Below are 16,524 nucleotides of genomic sequence, written 5' to 3'. Positions count from 1 at the left end.
CGATGATCCTGATCCTCTGCAGTGTATCGACCGGGGCACTCAGTGAGAGCGCCCGGCCGATGCACGCGCCCTACCAGCGAGCGAGAGAAGCATCGAAGTCCGGATTGAAGCGGCGCATGTATTCGGTGTCGTTCCTCTCGCGCAGGCCGCAGTCGAGATACTGCTGATGCAGCCGAGCGAGACGCGCCCGGTCGAGAGTGACGCCTAGCCCTGGTGAAGTAGGAACCTGGACGGAACCGTCGACGAATTCGAAGGGCGATCCGGCCACGACGTCGTCTTCTGTGTTTTTCCATGGCCAGTGGGTGTCGCACGCATAGTCGATGTTCGGAGTCGACCCGCCGAGGTGGAGCATCGCTGCGAGGCTGACGCCCAGGTGAGAGTTCGAATGCATCGACAGACTCATCGAGAAGGTCTCAGCAATTCCCGCCAACAGCTTCGAGCGATGCAGACCGCCCCAGAAATGATGGTCAGAAAGGACGATGTCCACGGACCCTCGCGCTGCGGATTCGGGAATCTGGTCAAAGGCGACCACATACATGTTCGTCGCCAGCGGCTGGGGAACACACGATCGGACTTCCGCCATCCCGTCCAGGCCGGGAGTCGGATCTTCGAGGTACTCAAGCCTGCTTCCCAGTCGCTCGGCGACCGAAATCGAGGTGTCGACCGTCCATACCCCATTCGGATCGATGCGCAGCGGCATACCGGGGAAACGTTCGGACAGAGCTTCGATGGCCTCGGCTTCCTCACCGGGAGCGAATACTCCACCCTTGAGCTTGAGAGCGGAGAAACCGTAGTCGGCGACCATCCTCTCCGCCTGACTGACGATTCCGGCCGGGTCGAGAGCGGCGCCCCACGAATCCTCGGGCCGGCCGGGGTGGCCCGCCCATTTGTAGAAGAGATACCCGCTGAAGGGCACTGAGTCCCGCACTCGGCCTCCCAACAGTGTGGAGATCGGAACCCCGAAGTTCTGTCCTTGGACGTCGAGTGCGGCCACGTCGAAGGGAGAGAATACACGGTCGAGGGTGGATGAGGTCGTCACCATTCCGGCCATGCCGTGGCCGCCTTCGGTGGTGTCGTTCTCCAGTGCGATGGACACGGCTCGGCGAAGAACCGCGATGTTGTCGATGTCGAGACCGAGGAGGGCATCGGCGGCCAACTCCAGCCGGTGCAGGTGCTTGGCATCGCCGTAGGACTCGCCGAGACCGATCGTGCCGCCTACTGTTTCGACTTCGATCACTGAACGCAGAGCGTAGGGTTCATGGACTCCGACGGAGTTGAGGAGCGGCGGGTCGGCGAAGGCGACCGGGGTGATCCGGATGTCGGCGATGGTCGTTGCTCGGGCCACGGTCTCAGCCTCGGATCGTCACGGTCTCGGTGGTCCAGGCGCGTGCCTGGTCCGAAAGGCTGAATCCCAGACCTGGACGATTCGGAATGAGCATCCGTCCGCCTTCCGTCTCGAGGCTCTCGTTGAAGAGGGGATCGAGCCAGTCGAAGTGTTCGACCCAGGGTTCGCGCGGGTAGCACGCCGCAAGATGAACGTGGATCTCCATGGCGAAATGAGGAGCCAGATCAAGCCCGGCTTCGTCAGCGAGAGTGAGGAGCTGCATGAAGTTCGTGATTCCGCCGACTCGCGGGGCATCAGGCTGGATGATGTCGCAGGCGCGCTTGGCGATGAGGTTCTTGTGCTCAGCGACCGAACTGAGCATCTCTCCGGTGGCGATCGGGGTGTCGAGGGCCTGCGTCAGACGGGCGTGGCCTTCCGCGTCGTAGGCATCGAGGGGTTCTTCGATCCAGACCAAGTCGAGATCCTCGAAGGCCCTGCCCATGCGCAGTGCCGTTGAGCGGTCCCACTGCTGATTTGCGTCGACCATGAGGGGGACGTCCCCGATGTGCTCGCGCACCGCATTCACACGGCGGATGTCTTCGGCAGTATCGGGCAGGCCGACCTTGATCTTGATTCCGCCGATACCGCTTTCGATGGATCGACTGGCTGCAGCCTTAACCTCCTCTATGGAGGCGTTGAGGAATCCACCAGACGTGTTGTAGGTGCGGACGGAATCACGGTGGGCACCGAGGAATTTCGCCAGGGGGAGCCCGGCCCGCTTTGACTTCAAGTCATAGAGCGCAATATCGAGCGCGGCGAGGGCCTGAGTGGCGACGCCGGATCGGCCCACCGAAGCGCCGGCCCATAGCAGGGACACGTAGTTCTTCGCGATGTCGTTGGGGTCCTTGCCGATGAGGACATCGGCAACCTCCTTGGCATGGGCGTACTGGGCGGGACCTCCCGCCCTCTTCGAGTAGCTGAATCCGAGTCCTTCGTAGCCCTGCTCGCTCTTGATCTCGGCGAAGAGGAACACGACTTCCGACATCGGCTTCTGACGTCCGGTGAAGACCTTGGCGTCGGAGATCGGGGTCGTGAGGGGGAGGGTTGCTGTCGACAGGGTGACTTCGGTGATGGTGTCAGCGGTGTACATGGCTGTGTTCTTATCCTTTTCGCGTGGAGTGCAGACGGTCGTATCTGCAAGTGGATGGTGGGCCGGTCGAGAATCAGGTCGCGCTCAGTCCCGGCCTGATCGTCGTCGTGGTGCTCAAGTGGTGATGAAGAGGCTGAGCAGGAGCACTCCGATCAGACCGATGACCGCAAGAGTCGTCGTATAGGTGGTGCGGACCTTGATGGCCTCTCCGACCTTGAGGTTGAAGTATTCCTTGAACATCCAGAAGCCGGGGTCGTTGACATGGCTGAAAGCAATCGATCCGCATGCGGTAGCGAGGACCATCAACTCGGGGGACACCCCGGTCGCGGCGATGAGAGGGGCAGCGATGCCGCCTGCGGTCGCAACAGCCACGGTGGCAGATCCCAGCGCGATGCGCAGGATGGCGGCGATCACCCAGGCCAGGACGATCGGGTTCATGTGCCATGACTGGGTGATGTCGGCGATGTAGTCGGCGACTCCCGCAGAGGTGAGGACTTCCTTGAAGGCCCCGCCGGCAGCGATGACCATGAGGATCATCGCCATGGCCTTCGCAGCTCCGCTCATCGAGTCGGCAACCTCGGACAGAGGGCGGCCGAGACCGGGGCCGAAGGTGAAGATGGCCACGAGAAGGGTGATGAGGAGCGCGATCGGAGTGGCGCCGACGAACTTGAGCGTCGAGATGAGCGCTTCGTTCGAAGGATTCGTCATGAGAATCACCTCGGCGCCGGCGATGAGGACAATGGGCAGCAGGGTTACGGAGAACGAGAGAGCTCGAGATGGGAGGCGATCGTCGGGAATGGGGTCTTCGTTGACGAGTCCTTTGGGGATCTGCGGGTCGAGGCGGCGGACGAACGGGAGTCGCGGCCAGACCATGGCGATCGAAGCACCGACAGGAATGGCGATGATGAGACCGTAGGCCAGAGTCAGGCCCACCGAAGCGTTGTAGAGTCCCGCGACCGCTGTGGGCCCGGGGTGCGGCGGCAGGAAGGAATGCATCGTCGACAGCGCGATCGACATCGGCAGACCGACCCAGAGGAGGTTGGTCTTCGTCGCACGAACGAGCGTGAATGCCACCGGAACGATGATGACGAATGCCGACTCGTAGAACATTGTGATCCCCAGCAGCATGGACGATGCGACCATCGCCCATTGGACTCCTCGAGTACCGAAGACCTTGGTGATCGAAGTGGCGATCTGCTGAGCGGCACCGGCGTCGCCCATGACGCGACCGATCATTGCACCGAAGCCGATCACTGTAAGGGTCTCGGACAGTTGTCCGCCGATTCCGTCGCCGATGATCTTAGGGATCTCGGCAAGGCCGGCGGGCGCGTCCTCGTAGGTGAGTACACCCGTCGCCACAGCCCACAGGGCGACGAGTACGGAGACGACGGTGAGGGCGACGAACCCGTTGAGTTTGAGCCGCATCATCATGAACAGAAGAAGTGCGACGGAGAGTGCAACGATCAGCAAAGGCATCTATGGCTCCGATCATGCGGCCCCGTATATGGACCGACAGCGTTGTCCTGGCATTCAAGAAGTTGAGCATTCGCTCGGGGATCGACCATCGAGCCCGAGCTCACTGTCTGTGACTCTAGAGGTGAGCCAAGTCGCACGTCCAAGACTCATTGCGCATGGAACGATACCCCAGGGGCATCTGACTTCTTGTTCCGGTCGTCGTCGGGCGACTTTCTCAATGATGCCGGCACAGTATCGGAAGTTACTTTTTCGGTCTTGGACGGGAATCATTTGCCGTTCTTAGACTGACGGTAATCAACCCCCAACGACGAGGAGACAATCATGGCGCAACGCACCCCTCAGGAACTGGCAGACGTACTCAAAGACGGACTGCTCTCTTTCCCCGCAACCGCATTCAACGACGACCTGTCACTCGATGAGAAGACCTATGGCGAGCACATCGCCTGGCAGTCGTCGAAGGGCGTCGCAGGGCTCTTCGCTGCCGGCGGCACCGGTGAGGGCTTCAGCCTCAGTCCGGACGAGCACCGTCGCGTTCTCGAAATCGCCGTCGCTGAATCCGATCCGAACGTACCCGTGCTCGGGTCTGCGAGTGGTGCCACCTGGCAGGCGGTGACCAATGTCAGGGATGCCGAAGCATCGGGAGCTGAAGGTGTTCTGGCGCTGCCTCCCTACCTCAGCGAGTGCACCCAGGAGGGTCTTTTCGACCACGTTTCGGCGATCTGCAGCGCGACGTCGATCGGTGTCATCGTGTACAACCGGTCCAACGCCATCTACAGTGCCGAGACTGTCGAACGCCTCGCCGACGCGCACGAGAACTTCATCGGGTTCAAGGACGCGATCGGCAACATCGAGCAGCTCGCCAAGGTCTACGCCCGCAACGGCGATCGTCTCTTCTACCTCGGCGGTCTGCCTACCGCCGAGACCTATGCCCTGCCGCTGCTCCAGCTCGGATTGAGCACCTACTCCTCGGCGATCTACAACTTCGTTCCCGACTTCGCGCTCGAGTTCTACGCTGACGTTCGCGCTCAGAACCATGCGGCGGTGATGGAGAAGCTGCGTCGCTTCGTCCTGCCTTACCTTGAGATCAGGGATCGTGGCGAGGGATACGGCGTCTCGATCGTCAAAGCCGGTCTCAAGGCGGTCGGACGCGACTGCGGAATGGTGCGTCCACCTTTACGCAACCTCTTCGAGCAGGAACAGCAGGCGCTCGAGGACCTCATCAACACCGCCGGCATCGTTCCGGCCTCACGCTGAAAGGACGACAGACATGACGACAGGAACATCGATCATAGCCGGCCGCGAAGTTGCCGGCACAGAAGGTGCCACCCGAGCGATCAATCCCGCCACCGGCGCTGCCTTCGGCCCTGAGTTCTCATTCCTCAGCTCTTCCCAGGTAGAGGAGGCGACCAAGGCTGCCGCGACTGCCTTCGACACGTATCGGGACACCACCCCCGAGTCGCGCTCAGCGCTGCTCGATGCTATCGCAGCCGAGATCGAAGCCGATGCCGAAGAGATCATCGCCACCGCCATGCAGGAAACTGGTCTTCCGCAGGCACGATTGACCGGTGAGGTCGGGCGTACAGCAAATCAGCTGAGGCTCTTCGCGAACGTGGTTCGTCAGGGAGACTTCAACGGGGTCCGCATCGATCCGGCTCTGCCGGATCGCACCCCGGCGCCGAGGGCCGACATCCGTCAGCGGCAGGTCCCGTTGGGCCCTGTTGCCGTATTCGGAGCGAGTAACTTCCCGCTCGCGTTCTCTACCGCCGGTGGTGACACCGCCTCGGCGCTGGCGGCGGGTTGCACGGTGGTCTTCAAGGCGCACAATGCTCACCCGGGAACCGGGCGACTCGTCGGGCAGGCGATCACTCGAGCGATCTCAGCCTCAGACGTCGATCCGGGCGTCTTTTCGATCGTCTACGGGCGGGGATCGGAGATCGGGCAGCAGCTCGCCTCTGATCCGCGCATAGCAGCCATCGGCTTCACCGGTTCGCGGACTGCCGGCCTGTCACTGCAGGACACGGCGGCGAAGCGGCGAATCCCGATTCCTGTGTATGCCGAGATGAGTGCTATCAACCCGGTCTTCGTCCTTCCCGGCGCACTCGCCGGGGACACACAGGCACTTGCCGAAGGGTTCCTCGGTTCCGTTACAGGCTCATCCGGGCAGCTCTGCACGGCTCCGGGACTGATCTTCGTCCCGACCGGTGAGGCAGGCGACGCCTTCATCGAGCAGGTGCGGAAGTCCTTCGCCGAGGCAGCCGGGCAGACCATGCTCACTCCCGGAATCGCACAGTCGTGGGCAGAGGGAAAGGCCTCCGTCGCACGGCAGCAGGGTGTCGAGCCGCTCGCATCGGGCACAGTAGGGGAGACTGAAAACGCTCCGGAGCCGACGCTGCTCACCACCACCATCGCGAATTTCTCGGCCAATGAGGAACTCGGGGAAGAGGTCTTCGGTGCATTCTCGCTCGTCGTCCGCTACGACTCGACCGAAGAGCTCGTATCGGCGACGGCGGCATTGGAAGGTCAGCTCACCGGTACGATCCAACTGGGTGAGGGAGACGACGAGGTTGCTCGGGCCCTCGTGCGGGAGCTCGAGCTCAAGGTCGGCCGCATTCTCATCGGAGGGTGGCCCACCGGAGTCGAAGTCGGCCACGCGATGGTCCACGGCGGGCCGTTCCCGGCGACGACGAATGGGGCGACCACCTCGGTGGGAAGTCTGGCGATCGACCGTTTCCTCCGTCCGGTCGCCTACCAGAGCTTCTTCGAAGAGCTGCTTCCTGCACCGTTGCAGGACTCTAACCCCTGGGGTCTCAATCGCCGCATCGACGGCACGATCGAAGGACTGAAGAAATGAGTGACGCGAGGACTCCACGCATTGAAGCCATCCGCGTCGTGCCGGTCGCCGGGCGTGATTCGATGCTGCTCAACCTCTCCGGCGCGCACGGGCCCTACTTCACCCGCAACATCGTCCTCGTCACCGACAGCGACGGGCGGACCGGCCTCGGTGAAGTGCCTGGTGGCGAGAACATCAAAGTCGCCATCGAAGAGGCTGGTCGTGAGCTCGCCGGGCGCCGCGTCGCCCAGGTCAATCGCATCGTCTCCGAACTGCACCAGCGGTTCGCCGCCGTCGATGCCGGTGGGCGAGGCAACCAGACCTTCGATCTGCGGGTCGGTGTTCATGCGACTGCCGCGATCGAATCGGCTCTGCTCGATCTGCATGGCCAGTTCCTCGGTCTGCCTGTGGCCGACCTCCTGGCCGCGGGCCAGCAGAGGGACGCCGTGCCGATGCTCGGGTACCTCTTCTATGTCGGCAATCCCGATGCCACGGATCTCGACTACCTGCGCGAGCCCTCGACGGATGGGTGGGATCGGCTGCGCCGGGAGGAGGCCCTGACGCCGGAGTCGATCGTCGAACTGGCGCGCGCCGCCTCGGCGAAGTACGGGTTCAAGGACTTCAAGCTCAAGGGCGGCGTCCTCGCCGGCGAGGCCGAGGTCGAGACCGTCACGGCGCTCGCCGCGGCGTTCCCGGACGCGAGGATCACCCTCGACCCGAACGGCGGATGGCTGCTCGAAGACGCGGTCGAATACGGCAAGGCGATGCACGGAGTCGTCGCCTATGCCGAGGATCCCGTCGGTGCTGAAGGGCGATTCTCCGGGCGTGAGGTCATGGCCGAGTTCCGTCGCACCACGGGTCTGCGGACCGCGACGAACATGATCGCCACCGACTGGCGGGAAATGGCCCACGCAATCCGCGAAGCTTCCGTCGACATTCCGCTGGCCGACCCGCACTTCTGGACGATGTCGGGTTCCCACCGAGTCTCGCAGATGTGTCACGACTTCGGTCTGACCTGGGGCTCGCACTCGAACAACCATTTTGACATCTCTCTGGCGATGTTCACTCACGTCGGTGCGGCCGCGCCCGGTGAGATCACCGCACTTGACACCCACTGGATCTGGCAGGACGGCCAGGAGCTCACGACCGATCCGTTGCAGATCGTCGACGGGCAGATCGCCGTGCCGCGGGCCCCGGGTCTCGGTGTGACGATCGACGAAGACCGCTTGGCCGCGGCCAACGAACTCTACATCGAACACGGCCTCGGCTCACGTGACGATTCGGCGGCCATGCAGTACTTGGTCCCGGGCTGGACCTTCGACGCGAAGAAACCCTGCCTGGTGAGGTGAAGCGGCCTGCTGCCGTGTGACCGTGGCCCTGCTCCCCGAACCGGGTGGGCAGGGCCACTACTGTGCCCCGACGCGCGAGTGTGCAGTCACCATCCTTCGCTCGTCCTCCGGCGAAGAGTTCAGCGGCCCGATGCTGCCAGGGCAAGAGCGCATAGGCTGCGGTCAGCACCGTTGCCGAGGTCGAGCCCCAGGAGCCCTTCGAGCTCCTCGCGGTGCGCCCGAACAGTGTTGCGATGGACTCGCAGTCGGACCGCCGCTTGGGCGATTGTCGTCGTATCGATCAATGCTCCCAGTGAGTCGAGGAGTTCACGCGCCCGGCCCGAAGCCAGGACGGGAGCGAGGGTTGCCTGCGAATTGGCAGCGGAATGCAAACGACGGCCTCGTCGCCGTCGACCCGGACACAACCGAAAACTCCGACACCATTCCGGTCAGTGACGAAGCCTACCCGCTCGTCAAAGGTGCGATCTACGATTCGACGAATCATACGATCCGGATCGCGGAGGGACGCAAGAGCGTCATCACCGGCTACAGCACCATCGCCGGAAAGTGGATCGACACACTCGCGGTGCCTGTGGGCAAGCACGTCATCGACGGCGAAGATATCGGCGGGCGTCCTGCGGGCCTGGCCTATGACAGCGAACTCGGCGAGGTGCATGTGCTCGTTCAGCCGACTCTGCGTGATGACTGGTCGAAGAGCATCGTCATCAGCTTCCGGACCGACGACACCAAATACGTCGGTGAGCCCATCGGGGTCGGAGAGAATGCCCGATGGTGGATGACGACGGGAGCCTCGATGGACACGTAGAAGATCCCGAATCCTCTCGCTTCTCTGCCTCGATCGTTCTCGACGCTGCTGCGCCGACAGAAGAGCCTGACGGCAATGCTGCTGACGAACCGGCCGGCTCCGACGACCCGTCTGACGGCGCCGAAGGCTCAGCCGAGGATGCGGGCGACCAGGCCGGTGCGGACAGCATCGGAGTCGTTTCGGCCGAGAGGGTGGGGTCCTCGGCGAACCCCGGATCGAATGGTTCCGACGAAGGCCACGAAGCGAGCGGAGACCTGCCGCGAACCGGGACCAGCTCGGCAATGCTCGTCTTCCTGGCGGTGGCACTCCGGCTGATCGGGGCGCTCTTGGTCATGGCTGCTCGCCGCAGACGCGGGGACAACCGCGGCCCAGACCTCTTGCGTGCCGAGGTGGCTGGCCAGTCAGGCCCTAGCAGGGCGGCGGGGGCGAACGGGTGACCTCGCTCGAACCCGAGTGAATTCAGCTCACCCACAGGGCGAGCACACACACGGGAACGAGGATGATGACGAGAAGCAGCCCTGACACGGCATAGCGACGCCAGGAGATCTCCACATCGAGACTCGTCAACCGCTGATGCCACAGCAGAGTCGCAAGGGACGCCCACGGTGAGATCAGCGGGGCCAGGTTGACCCCGATGAGCAGGGCGGCCATGCGCAACGGGGACTCGGCGATTGGGGTGAGGGCAAGGAACGCCGGCAGATTGTTCACCGCATTCGCACCCAAGGCGCCGACCGCCGCCACCTGCAGCAGGCTGCCGAGGTCCTTGCCGGTGCCGCTGGTCGAGGCCAACAGCGACCCGAGCCCGTGGACGTGGGCGGCCTCGACGAGGACGAAGAGGCTCGTCGCGAACACCAGAGTCCGCCAGGGCACAATGCCGAATCTCAGCTCACCGCGATTGCGGACCGCGAAGGCGATGAGCAGCACCACGGCGCCCCCACCGGCAACGATGGCGACCGGGATTCCGGACACGAGCAGCGGCACGAGCAGGCCCACAACGATCATGGCGACGATGAGCAGGGGGCGGTCGGCCACCTCGGCGGGGGTGTCGAACCGGTACCGACCTCTCAGTGATCGGCGGTAGATGATCGATAGCGCAGCGACGGTGATGAGCACGGCAGTCAGGGCCGGCACCCACAGGGCGGTGATGAAGTCACTCGGGTGCGGCCCGAAGGTATCGGCGGCGATGAGGTTCGTCAGATTGGACACCGGAAGGAACAGGGAGGCCGTGTTCGCCAGCCACACGGTGGCCAGGGCGAAGGGCAGGGGCGACAGGCCGACTCGGCGGGCCAAGACAACGACGATCGGGGTGACGAGGACCGCCGTGGTGTCCAAGGACATGAACGCAGTGATGACCACGGTCATGACGAGGACGAGAACCCACAGCATCGCCACGCGTCCGCGACCCCACAGTGCGAGATGTCCGGACAGGACCGTGAAGACGCCCGCGACGCTCGCCAGCTCCGCCACGATGGTCATCGCCAGGACGAACGCGAGCACCGGCACCGTGGTCGTCGACAGCTCGCCGAGTTCAGCCCATGTCAGGCCTCCTGCGGCCACGACGATGACAGCCGCGATCGCGAGGACCAGGGCCACCGCGCGGACCCCGCGCTGACGCAGTCGGAGGGATGGCGTTTCACTCACAGAATGCACAGTACGCCGTGGGTGAAGCAATCCGCGCACCCAAGGTGTGCGGTTCCGCGGAGGTGAGACAGGCAGTACCGTGGATCTATGGCGCACCCACAGATGTTCGAAGACGACGATCCGGCGCTGCAGCGGTTCCGCACGATCGCGCTGACACTGCCGGAAGCCGCCGAAAAGATCTCCCACGGACGGCCCACCTTCTTCACGAAGAAGACCTTCGCCATCTTCGGCGGAACACTGAAGATCGGCCCGAAGGAGATGGAACAACGGCCCCACGCGATGATTATCAAACCCAACCCCCTCGACGCCGAGGTGCTCCTCGAACGTCCTGGAAGCTTCGTCCCCATGTACCTCGGACCCTCCGGTTGGGTCGGCCTCGAATTCGCCGACCTCGACGACGGAGAGATCCGAGAACTGCTCGTCGATTCCTACCGCAACACCGCCTCGGCGAGATTGATCAAGGCGCTCGACGCCTGAGTTTCAGCGCCGTCGGTCCCGCGCCCTCACAAAGATGAGCACAACCAGCCCCACTACGGCGACGATCACTCCCGCCAGGAACCCGTAGAAGGGGAATCCGTACTGCGTGACCGAGAACTCCTGACCAGTGACGGAGTCCCCGCTGCAGGTCAGGCTCGGCGGCAGGTAGCTGGCGGTGACGGAGAACCCCAGCACATCGTTGCCGCCGACGGATCCCGGGCAGATTCCAAAGCCGTCCGATTTCGAGTACCACTGCAGGTACTGGCCGAACATCATCAACGGCAGAACGAAAAACCCGATCCCGACGAGCAGCAGCGGCCATCGATCTCGACGCGGTTCGGCCAGCGGCGACCGGTACAGCCCGAGCAACCGGGTCACCATGAACGCGATCAGCACACCGAGGAGCGCCGCGACGCAGACCGCGGCGATTGCCAATGAGAACATGAACAGCGCCGAGGTGGCTCCGGAGTGCTCGACCACCGCGGAGCCGCTGTCGTAGGTCTTGGCCTGGCAGGCGAATCCGAATGGTGTGCGATCGCCGATGGTGATCGAATCGGGGTCGACGCCGAAATCGTCGACAAGATCAGAGCAGGTCTCGGCGGCACGCCGCGAGTGGGCGACCGACGTCGAAACCCACGACGTCGCCCACTGGGCAGCGTGGAGAAGCGCGGCGACCACCAGTCCGGCGCTCGGCAGCAGAAAGGCCACCTGCCACCGCGAAAGCCTGCGAATACGGCGAAGGAACCCCCGCTCCGCAGCTCGTGCTGTTGTCTCCATATCTCCACGCTATCCCAAGACCGGTTGTCGGAAGTCTGTTCCGGGTGTCTCCTGCGGGTGGATCCATCTCGAATTCGGCGTCGATATCGCGGTGGATCCACCCGCAGGAGACACAATCCGGTCATGACCACCCTGGTCAGCGCCACCTCGGCGGACATAGGGTGGAACCATGGCCAACTCCTTTGACTACACCACCCCAGCCATCATCCCCACCCTCGACCTCAACGACGGGCGCGCGATCCCGCAGCTCGGGCTCGGCATCTACGCGATGAAGGGCGAGGAGGGCGTCGACGCGATTGAATCGGGCATCGACAACGGCTACACCCTCCTCGACACCGCGGTGAACTACGAGAACGAGCGCGAGGTCGGCCAAGCCATCGTCAACACCGGCGCCCCACGCGAGGACCTGTTCGTCACGAGCAAGATCCCCGGCCGCCACCACGGCTTCGACGAGGCGATCGCGAGCACCGAGGAATCCCTGGCCCGGCTCGGCCTCGACTACCTCGACCTCCACCTCATCCACTGGCCCAATCCCAGCGTCGGCAAGTACGTCGACACGTGGCGCGGGCTCATCGAACTGCGCGAACGCGGGCTCGTGAAGTCCATCGGCGTCTCGAACTTCACCGAGGCCATGCTCACCGAGCTCATCGACGCAACCGGGGTCACCCCCGCCGTCAATCAGGTCGAACTCCACCCGTACTTCCCACAGGCCGATCTCATCGCCTTCCACCGCTCCATCGGTGTGCAGACCGAGAGCTGGTCCCCGCTCTACCGTGACCAGGGGCTTTTCGACGAAACCCCCATCGCCGAGGCGGCCGCCGCCCACGATGTCACCCCCGCACAGGTGGTCCTGCGCTGGCATATCGAGGTCGGCTCCATCCCGATCCCGAAGTCGGCGAACTTCGAACGCCAGCGGTACAACGCCGACGTCTTCGAGTTCTCCCTCACCCCCGCCGAGGTGGCCGCGATCTCCGGACTCGAGCGCGGTCGGATGAAGGACCGGGACCCGCTCACGCACGAAGAGATGTGAGGCTGAGGCGGCACCGCGGCAGACCTTCCGGGTAGGCGACTCAGCGAACCGGCGGGGCAGTCGACCTACGTGGTATCAGAACGGGCAGCGCTTTGCGGATCTCGGCACCTGAGCTCTCGTCGAACAGGAGCCCGACACCTGCCTCGGCGATCTGATCGAACGGTACCCTCACCGTCGTCAGGGGAACCGGCAGCTTCTCTGCCAGGGGAATGTCGTTGTAGCCGACGATGGAGAGGTCGCGTCCGATGATCTGACCCGCATGCGCGGCGATCGTGGATATGCCGATGGCGAGGTTATCGTTGGCGGCGAAGATCGCGGTGGGAGGGACCTCCGATTCGAGTAGTCGCCGACCACTGGCGATGCCGGCATCGATGCCGTAGCCGGCGAATATGACACGTTCCTCGGTCAGCTCGATTCCTGCCTCGGCGGCCGCGCTGCGTGCTCCGGACGCACGGTCGTTGGCGCTCGAGGTGAAATCCGGGCCGGTGACGACTGCGATCTCGCGATGTCCGAGGTCGATGAGGTGGCGAACGGCGAAGTACCCGCCCTGGACGTCATCTCCCAGAGAGCTCGGGCTCACCCCGTCGGTGCGCAGGACAAGCGAATGCCGGACCTTCTGCGTCCTGAGCATTGCGGGCAGCGAATCATCGATTCGCGCATTGGCCAGGATAAGCCCATCGACATTGCGATCGAGCAGCCGCTCTACCGCGAGCCGCTCGTCATCAGGTGCGTCCCCGCTGGTCGCGACCACCGCATAGTGCCCCCGCTTGCGTGATGCACGCTCGATGGCTTCGAACATGAGGGCCATCACGGCATCGGTCAGTCGAGGCACTACGACCCCGAGCATCGCTGTCTGCCCACGACGCAGGCCCGATGCGAAGGCATTGCGTCGATAGCCGATCTCCTGCGCGATCTCACGGATCCTCGATGCAGAGGCAGACTTCGACGACGGCATCCTCTCGTCCAAGGCTCGACTGACCGTTGACACGCTGACTCCCGCACGCTCTGCCACGTCACGCAGAGTCACGACCGACGGGTCATTCGCACTCATGTGGGGCTCCGATCCGGGACCTGCGATCGGCCTCAGCGGAGGCGACGATCACGACGATCCAAAAAAGTGATGCTTGACATCTTCTTCGCTCCCACAGCATACTTGAAATCGTTCCTGCAAACGTTCCCGCGAACGTTTGCAACATCAATCAAGGAGGATGAAATGTCACTGGATCTGCGCGGACTGAGCCCTGCACCCGTCACCCCGTTCACCGAAGACGGCGAGATCGATTTCGCGGCCATCAAGCGCCTCGGCGGATGGCTCGGCTCCATTGACGGAGTCAAAAGTCTCGTCGTTCTCGGACATGCGGGCGAGGGAACGTTCCTGACACAGAAGGAGCAGGCGGACGTCATCACGGCCTTCCGGGATTCCGTGAATAGAGAGATCCCGATCATCGCGGGCATCACTCAGGAGGGCAACGCCGTCGCCGCCGAAGAGGCCAAGCGAGCCGTCGATGCTGGTGCCAGCGCCGGTCTCATCTACCCCTCTCACGGCTGGCTGCGATTCGGCTATCAGCAGGGCGCGCCGCAGACACGCTACCGCGCGATCTACGAGGAGAGCGGCCTGCCGATGATCCTCTTCCAGTACCCCGACAACACGAAGGCCACCTACGATCTGGACACCCAGCTCGACATCGCCGGGCAGGAAGGTGTCTTCGCGACGAAGAACGGCGTACGCAACATGCGCCGCTGGTACACGGAGATCCCTGCACTGCGTGCCGCCTATCCTGAACTCCAGGTCCTGTCATGCCACGACGAGTACCTGCTGCCGACGATGTTCGACGTCGACGGCCTGCTTGTCGGATACGGCAACATCGCCCCTGAGCTCCTCGTCGAACTCATCGAGGCAGGAAAGGCGCATGACTACGATCGGGCACATGCCATCCACGAGAAGCTTCTTCCGGTGACGAAGAATGTCTACCACCGTGGTTCGCACATGGAAGGAACAGTTGCTCTCAAGTGGGGGCTCGTGGCACGCGGCATCCTCGATCACGCCACGGTGCGTGAGCCCCTCCTGCCGCTCCAAGACGGCGCAGACAAGGAGATCGCTGCGGCATTCGCCTCGGCCGGACTCGGCCGCGCCGCCGTTCCTGCCTGAGGGTCTCCCGTCAGTATTCGGAGCTTCGGCGATTTCAGCGGATCGGTGTCTGCCGACGGTGGGCACCGGTCCGCTGGCACCAGGCCCTGCTTCCCAACGCAGTGATTCTCGAGCAGTCGTCGTCGAGAACACTCCGGCGCCGTGGCGACGGCGTCATTGAACATACGTGAATGTTGAGACAATGAAGTCCTGCTCCAAAGGAGGAGCGTGCAATGACCCAGAAAGCCGTCCGGAAGGGCACCGTCCCGACAATGGCCGCCGAGACTCCACCCGCAGCTATGCAACCACGCTCTGTGTGGCAGACCATTGCACTGATCGGTCCTGCCTTCGTTGCGGGGGCTTGGCAGTTCGGGCCTGGCAATCTCGCCTCTGCGGTGCAGGCCGGCAGTGCCTATCAGTACACCCTCATCTGGGTGATCATCGTTTCGACCATCCTCATGATCTTTCTGACTGATATGAGTGTGCGCCTCGGAATCCAATCTCCCGTCTCCTTGATCACTTCGATCAAGGAGCGGCTGGGTACGACAATGGGAATGATCGCCGGCATCGGCGTCTTCCTCATCACACTCTGCTTCTCCGTCGGCAATGCAGTCGGCGCAGGACTCGGGCTGTCTCTGCTGGTGCCGGGCACGGCTCCGGTGATGTGGTCGCTCATCTGCACGCTGTTCGTTGCAGCGATTCTGTTCATCAGGAGCACGTACGCCGTCGTAGAGAAGGTTCTCGTGGTGATGATCGCCATCATGGCGATCTGCTTCGTGATCAGTGCGTTCGTCTCCGGTGCCGATTGGGCCCAGGCGGCGTCCTCGCTCATTCCCACGGTGCCGAGCGGTGCGTGGATCCTCGTCATCGCGCTGGTCGGAACGAACTTCTCGATCAACGCCGCCTTCTACGCCTCGTATGCGACTAAGGAGAGGAAGCGGACCGCTGAAGAGTACAGGACCGTCACCGCCGTCGATACGATTCCCGGGATCGTGGCCCCCGGCATCATGACCATCCTCGTCATCGTGGTCGCAGCCGCCGTGCTCGGCGAGACCGGCAGCCAACTCGATTCCTTCGCGGGACTGGCCAAAGTCTTCGAGCCTCTGGCCGGACCGGTCGGCGGATTCATCTTCGCACTCGGCTTCTGCGGCTCGGCGATCTCCTCCATGATTCCCAATGCGATCGCCGGAGGTACGATGCTCTCCGACGCTTTCGGAAAGGGTGCTTCGGCGGGGACGACGACGGCGCGGATTACCAGCGGATGTGTCCTAGCATTCGGGCTGGCGATCGCCATGCTGTTCCAGGGGTCGCCGGTCCAGCTCATCGTGCTGGCACAGGCACTCACCGTCCTTGTGGCCCCGATCCTTGCGATTTTCATCGTCTATATGGCCAATGACAGAAGCCTGATGAAGAACCTGCGCAACAAGTGGTGGCAGAACGTCTTCGGCATTATCGGAGTGGTCTCGGTGTGCGCGCTGTCGGTGCGCCTGCTGATCAACGTCGTCTTCTGAGAACGGTTGGGCCCGAACGTGCCGGA

Annotated in this window: 16 protein-coding genes; 9 read left to right on the top strand and 7 right to left on the bottom strand. The window is 63.5% G+C overall.

The window, feature by feature from the left end; all coding sequences use genetic code 11:
* Window positions 1-70 precede the first annotated feature (70 nt).
* From HK401_RS07430 to HK401_RS07420, 3 genes are all read right to left on the bottom strand, one after another.
* Complete coding sequence (locus HK401_RS07430; RefSeq protein ID WP_181274035.1) at window positions 71-1,345, bottom strand: glucarate dehydratase family protein; 1,275 nt, start codon at window positions 1,343-1,345, stop codon at window positions 71-73.
* 4 nt (window positions 1,346-1,349) lie between these two features.
* Complete coding sequence (locus tag HK401_RS07425) at window positions 1,350-2,474, bottom strand: L-talarate/galactarate dehydratase (protein WP_181274034.1); 1,125 nt, start codon at window positions 2,472-2,474, stop codon at window positions 1,350-1,352.
* Window positions 2,475-2,588: 114 nt separating this feature from the next.
* Entirely contained in the window at window positions 2,589-3,950 is a 1,362-nt protein-coding gene (locus HK401_RS07420; RefSeq protein WP_181274033.1) for a gluconate:H+ symporter, read from the bottom strand.
* Window positions 3,951-4,271: 321 nt separating this feature from the next.
* On the opposite strand from HK401_RS07420, the gene HK401_RS07415 reads away from it, so the two are divergent.
* From HK401_RS07415 to HK401_RS07405, 3 genes are read left to right on the top strand one after another with little or no spacing between them, the layout of a single operon-like run.
* On the top strand, window positions 4,272-5,204 hold the full coding sequence (locus HK401_RS07415) for a 5-dehydro-4-deoxyglucarate dehydratase (protein WP_181274032.1): 933 nt from the start codon (window positions 4,272-4,274) through the stop codon (window positions 5,202-5,204).
* A gap of 13 nt (window positions 5,205-5,217) precedes the next feature.
* On the top strand, window positions 5,218-6,801 hold the full coding sequence (locus HK401_RS07410) for an aldehyde dehydrogenase (NADP(+)) (protein ID WP_181274031.1): 1,584 nt from the start codon (window positions 5,218-5,220) through the stop codon (window positions 6,799-6,801).
* The gene (locus HK401_RS07405) at window positions 6,798-8,129 is read left to right on the top strand and encodes an enolase C-terminal domain-like protein (protein ID WP_181274030.1); all 1,332 of its coding nucleotides are present in this window, start codon (window positions 6,798-6,800) and stop codon (window positions 8,127-8,129) included. Before HK401_RS07410 ends, HK401_RS07405 begins: the two co-directional genes overlap by 4 nt.
* Before the next feature lie 119 nt (window positions 8,130-8,248).
* Here HK401_RS07405 and HK401_RS21150 read toward each other — a convergent pair whose 3' ends face one another.
* The gene (locus tag HK401_RS21150) at window positions 8,249-8,500 is read right to left on the bottom strand and encodes a helix-turn-helix domain-containing protein (RefSeq protein ID WP_373563642.1); all 252 of its coding nucleotides are present in this window, start codon (window positions 8,498-8,500) and stop codon (window positions 8,249-8,251) included.
* Here HK401_RS21150 and HK401_RS07395 point away from each other — a divergent pair.
* Together HK401_RS07395 and HK401_RS07390 are read left to right on the top strand one after the other, a co-directional pair.
* Entirely contained in the window at window positions 8,473-8,934 is a 462-nt protein-coding gene (locus HK401_RS07395) for a hypothetical protein (RefSeq protein WP_181274028.1), read from the top strand. The genes HK401_RS21150 and HK401_RS07395 overlap by 28 nt on opposite strands.
* A complete protein-coding gene (locus HK401_RS07390; RefSeq protein ID WP_181274027.1) occupies window positions 8,898-9,371 on the top strand; it encodes an LPXTG cell wall anchor domain-containing protein in 474 nt (157 codons plus the stop codon). Before HK401_RS07395 ends, HK401_RS07390 begins: the two co-directional genes overlap by 37 nt.
* A gap of 22 nt (window positions 9,372-9,393) precedes the next feature.
* Here HK401_RS07390 and HK401_RS07385 read toward each other — a convergent pair whose 3' ends face one another.
* Window positions 9,394-10,575, bottom strand: coding sequence for an ArsB/NhaD family transporter (locus tag HK401_RS07385; protein ID WP_309135929.1), 1,182 nt, complete (start codon window positions 10,573-10,575; stop codon window positions 9,394-9,396).
* A gap of 87 nt (window positions 10,576-10,662) precedes the next feature.
* Between HK401_RS07385 and HK401_RS07380 the strand changes: the two genes are divergently transcribed.
* The gene (locus HK401_RS07380) at window positions 10,663-11,052 is read left to right on the top strand and encodes an MmcQ/YjbR family DNA-binding protein (RefSeq protein ID WP_181274026.1); all 390 of its coding nucleotides are present in this window, start codon (window positions 10,663-10,665) and stop codon (window positions 11,050-11,052) included.
* A gap of 3 nt (window positions 11,053-11,055) precedes the next feature.
* Here the strand turns inward: HK401_RS07380 and HK401_RS07375 are convergent, their stop codons facing one another.
* Entirely contained in the window at window positions 11,056-11,829 is a 774-nt protein-coding gene (locus HK401_RS07375) for a hypothetical protein (RefSeq protein ID WP_181274025.1), read from the bottom strand.
* 169 nt (window positions 11,830-11,998) lie between these two features.
* Between HK401_RS07375 and HK401_RS07370 the strand changes: the two genes are divergently transcribed.
* A complete protein-coding gene (locus tag HK401_RS07370; RefSeq protein ID WP_181274024.1) occupies window positions 11,999-12,859 on the top strand; it encodes an aldo/keto reductase in 861 nt (286 codons plus the stop codon).
* Between the two features lie 40 nt (window positions 12,860-12,899).
* On the opposite strand, the gene HK401_RS07365 is transcribed toward HK401_RS07370, so the two are convergent.
* Window positions 12,900-13,910, bottom strand: a complete 1,011-nt coding sequence (locus HK401_RS07365; protein WP_181274023.1) for a LacI family DNA-binding transcriptional regulator — start codon at window positions 13,908-13,910, stop codon at window positions 12,900-12,902.
* Window positions 13,911-14,072: 162 nt separating this feature from the next.
* Between HK401_RS07365 and HK401_RS07360 the strand changes: the two genes are divergently transcribed.
* Window positions 14,073-15,008, top strand: a complete 936-nt coding sequence (locus HK401_RS07360) for a dihydrodipicolinate synthase family protein (protein ID WP_181274022.1) — start codon at window positions 14,073-14,075, stop codon at window positions 15,006-15,008.
* 212 nt (window positions 15,009-15,220) lie between these two features.
* Window positions 15,221-16,498, top strand: coding sequence for an Nramp family divalent metal transporter (locus HK401_RS07355; protein WP_219921793.1), 1,278 nt, complete (start codon window positions 15,221-15,223; stop codon window positions 16,496-16,498).
* Window positions 16,499-16,524 lie beyond the last annotated feature (26 nt).

The sequence above is a fragment of the Brevibacterium oceani genome, from assembly GCF_013623835.1.
Classification (GTDB): Bacteria; Actinomycetota; Actinomycetes; order Actinomycetales; family Brevibacteriaceae; genus Brevibacterium; species Brevibacterium oceani.
This window is presented reverse-complemented; position numbering and strand designations above follow the sequence as displayed.